The 3,073-nt window shown below is 52.6% G+C and carries 2 tRNA genes and 2 rRNA genes (1 of these 4 only partly in view); all 4 read left to right on the top strand.

What is annotated here, in order from left to right:
• Nucleotides 1-196 precede the first annotated feature (196 nt).
• Nucleotides 197-1,678: ribosomal RNA gene (locus FHS81_RS18405) — 16S ribosomal RNA — on the top strand.
• Between the two features lie 176 nt (nucleotides 1,679-1,854).
• Nucleotides 1,855-1,931, top strand: a tRNA-Ile gene (locus FHS81_RS18400).
• A 64-nt stretch (nucleotides 1,932-1,995) separates the two neighbouring features.
• A tRNA-Ala gene (locus FHS81_RS18395) sits at nucleotides 1,996-2,071 on the top strand.
• Between the two features lie 323 nt (nucleotides 2,072-2,394).
• Nucleotides 2,395-3,073, top strand: a 23S ribosomal RNA gene (locus FHS81_RS18390); it runs 2,168 nt beyond the window's last position.
• The 16S and 23S rRNA genes sit together here with 2 tRNA genes alongside, the layout of an rRNA operon.

The raw sequence follows: 3,073 nt of genomic DNA, 5'->3' as shown, positions 1-3,073 counted from the left end.
GTTCTTTGACAATTTGGATTGGAAGAGAATCGTAGGCGGCGTTTTTTTCCTGCGTCCTGACCAGAGATGGTTGGGAGTATGAGAAATAGCGACGATTTCTACGATTTGATGATCTGATGGTTTGGTCTGTGAAGGCTGGATTGTTGGATATACCGTCAATTTTATATCGTAGTGATCTGTTCGGGATTTTACTCTTTAACTTGAGAGTTTGATCCTGGCTCAGAACGAACGCTGGCGGCAGGCTTAACACATGCAAGTCGAACGCCCCTTTCGGGGGGAGTGGCAGACGGGTGAGTAACACGTGGGAACGTACCTCTTTGTTCGGAATAACTCATGGAAACGTGAGCTAATACCGGATACGCCCTTTTGGGGAAAGATTTATCGCAGAGAGATCGGCCCGCGTCTGATTAGCTAGTTGGTGAGGTAATGGCTCACCAAGGCGACGATCAGTAGCTGGTCTGAGAGGATGATCAGCCACACTGGGACTGAGACACGGCCCAGACTCCTACGGGAGGCAGCAGTGGGGAATATTGGACAATGGGGGCAACCCTGATCCAGCCATGCCGCGTGAGTGATGAAGGCCTTAGGGTTGTAAAGCTCTTTTATCCGGGAAGATAATGACTGTACCGGAAGAATAAGCCCCGGCTAACTTCGTGCCAGCAGCCGCGGTAATACGAAGGGGGCTAGCGTTGTTCGGAATCACTGGGCGTAAAGGGCGCGTAGGCGGACGATTAAGTCAGGGGTGAAATCCCGGGGCTCAACCTCGGAATTGCCCTTGATACTGGTTGTCTTGAGATTGGAAGAGGTAAGTGGAATTGCGAGTGTAGAGGTGAAATTCGTAGATATTCGCAAGAACACCGGTGGCGAAGGCGACTTACTGGTCCATATCTGACGCTGAGGCGCGAAAGCGTGGGGAGCAAACAGGATTAGATACCCTGGTAGTCCACGCCGTAAACGATGGATGCCAGCTGTTGGGGAGCATGCTCTTCAGTGGCGCAGTCAACACATTAAGCATCCCGCCTGGGGAGTACGGTCGCAAGATTAAAACTCAAAGGAATTGACGGGGGCCCGCACAAGCGGTGGAGCATGTGGTTTAATTCGAAGCAACGCGCAGAACCTTACCAGCTCTTGACATCCCGTGCTACATGGAGAGATTCATGGTTCCCTTCGGGGACGCGGAGACAGGTGCTGCATGGCTGTCGTCAGCTCGTGTCGTGAGATGTTGGGTTAAGTCCCGCAACGAGCGCAACCCTCGTCCCTAGTTGCCATCATTAAGTTGGGCACTCTAGGGATACTGCCGGTGATAAGCCGGAGGAAGGTGGGGATGACGTCAAGTCCTCATGGCCCTTACGGGCTGGGCTACACACGTGCTACAATGGCGGTGACAGAGGGCAGCGAAAGGGCGACCTTCAGCTAATCCCTAAAAACCGTCTCAGTTCAGATTGTACTCTGCAACTCGAGTGCATGAAGGCGGAATCGCTAGTAATCGCAGATCAGCATGCTGCGGTGAATACGTTCCCGGGCCTTGTACACACCGCCCGTCACACCATGGGAGTTGGTTCTACCCGACGGCGCTGCGCTGACCGCAAGGAGGCAGGCGACCACGGTAGGGTCAGCGACTGGGGTGAAGTCGTAACAAGGTAGCCGTAGGGGAACCTGCGGCTGGATCACCTCCTTTCTAAGGATGTTTCTTCAGCATCGTTTATTTTGAACGATCTCTCGAAACACTTGGAACACATGAAGCGTCTTATGACAGCTTCGCTTTGGCGGAAAAAGACGCCGTCTTCGTTTCTCTTCCAATTCGAGTGAACACGCGCTATGCAGGGTTTGTTATCGGTCGTGAGGCTGATTGACGGGCCTGTAGCTCAGGTGGTTAGAGCGCACCCCTGATAAGGGTGAGGTCGGACGTTCGAGTCGTCCCAGGCCCACCATTTCCTTTTTGTTGAAGGAAATGTCCCTGGGTAGGGCGATCTGGCTGATGCATGCCGCAGGAATGGGGCCATAGCTCAGCTGGGAGAGCGCCTGATTTGCATTCAGGAGGTCGTCGGTTCGATCCCGTCTGGCTCCACCATTTCTTCTGAACTTGGCGTCGAGTCCGGGTTTTGCATCGATCTTTCGCGTGTTCATGTCATTATAAGAGTTTTGCGGCCGATTTAATCCCCGATAGCGTGGGATGGTTGGTTTGCGCGGTTCTTTGTCATTGTAAAGAGTGAACGCATTCTTCTGAATGCTCTTTCGGTCCGTTTCCCGTTCGTTTTGCCACAAACGGGATCAATAGCGGATCGGTCAAAAAGAGTTGGATGAAGGTGTGTTCGGCAAGCATAAAGGTCTTTCTGACATTTTCTGCTTTGCATTCATTTGTTTGGATGCGAGGTGGACATTGATCATGAGAGCGATCAAGTGCCAAAAGGGCGTTCGGTGGATGCCTTGGCGCTGAGAGGCGATGAAGGACGTGGTACGCTGCGATAAGCCTTGGGGAGCTGCGAACAAGCTTTGATCCGAGGATTTCCGAATGGGGCAACCCACCTTCGATAGCTGTAAATCCGAAACAGGATGGTGACATCCGCTTCCGCACAGGAAGTTCACTGGTTCCGCAAGGGTCCGGTGGTTTTGGACTTACAGCTATCACTATGAAGGTATCTGAACCTGAATTCATAGGGTTTAGAGGCGAACCCGGGGAACTGAAACATCTAAGTACCCGGAGGAAAGGACATCAACAGAGACTCCGCTAGTAGTGGCGAGCGAACGCGGATCAGGCCAGTGGTTTTTTTGATATAACCGGAACGACTTGGAACAGTCGGCTTTAATGGGTGACAGCCCCGTACGGGTACATATCAACGAAATCCTTGAGTAGGGCGGGACACGTGCAATCCTGTCTGAACATGGGGGGACCACCCTCCAAGCCTAAGTACTCCTCAGCGACCGATAGCGAACAAGTACCGTGAGGGAAAGGTGAAAAGCACCCCGACGAGGGGAGTGAAATAGTTCCTGAAACCGGACGCCTACAAACAGTAGGAGCCCAAGGTTCGTCCTGGGTGACTGCGTACCTTTTGTATAATGGGTCAGCGACTTA

This window comes from Pseudochelatococcus contaminans (genome assembly GCF_014195635.1).
Classification (GTDB): Bacteria; Pseudomonadota; Alphaproteobacteria; order Rhizobiales; family Beijerinckiaceae; genus Pseudochelatococcus; species Pseudochelatococcus contaminans.
This window is presented reverse-complemented; position numbering and strand designations above follow the sequence as displayed.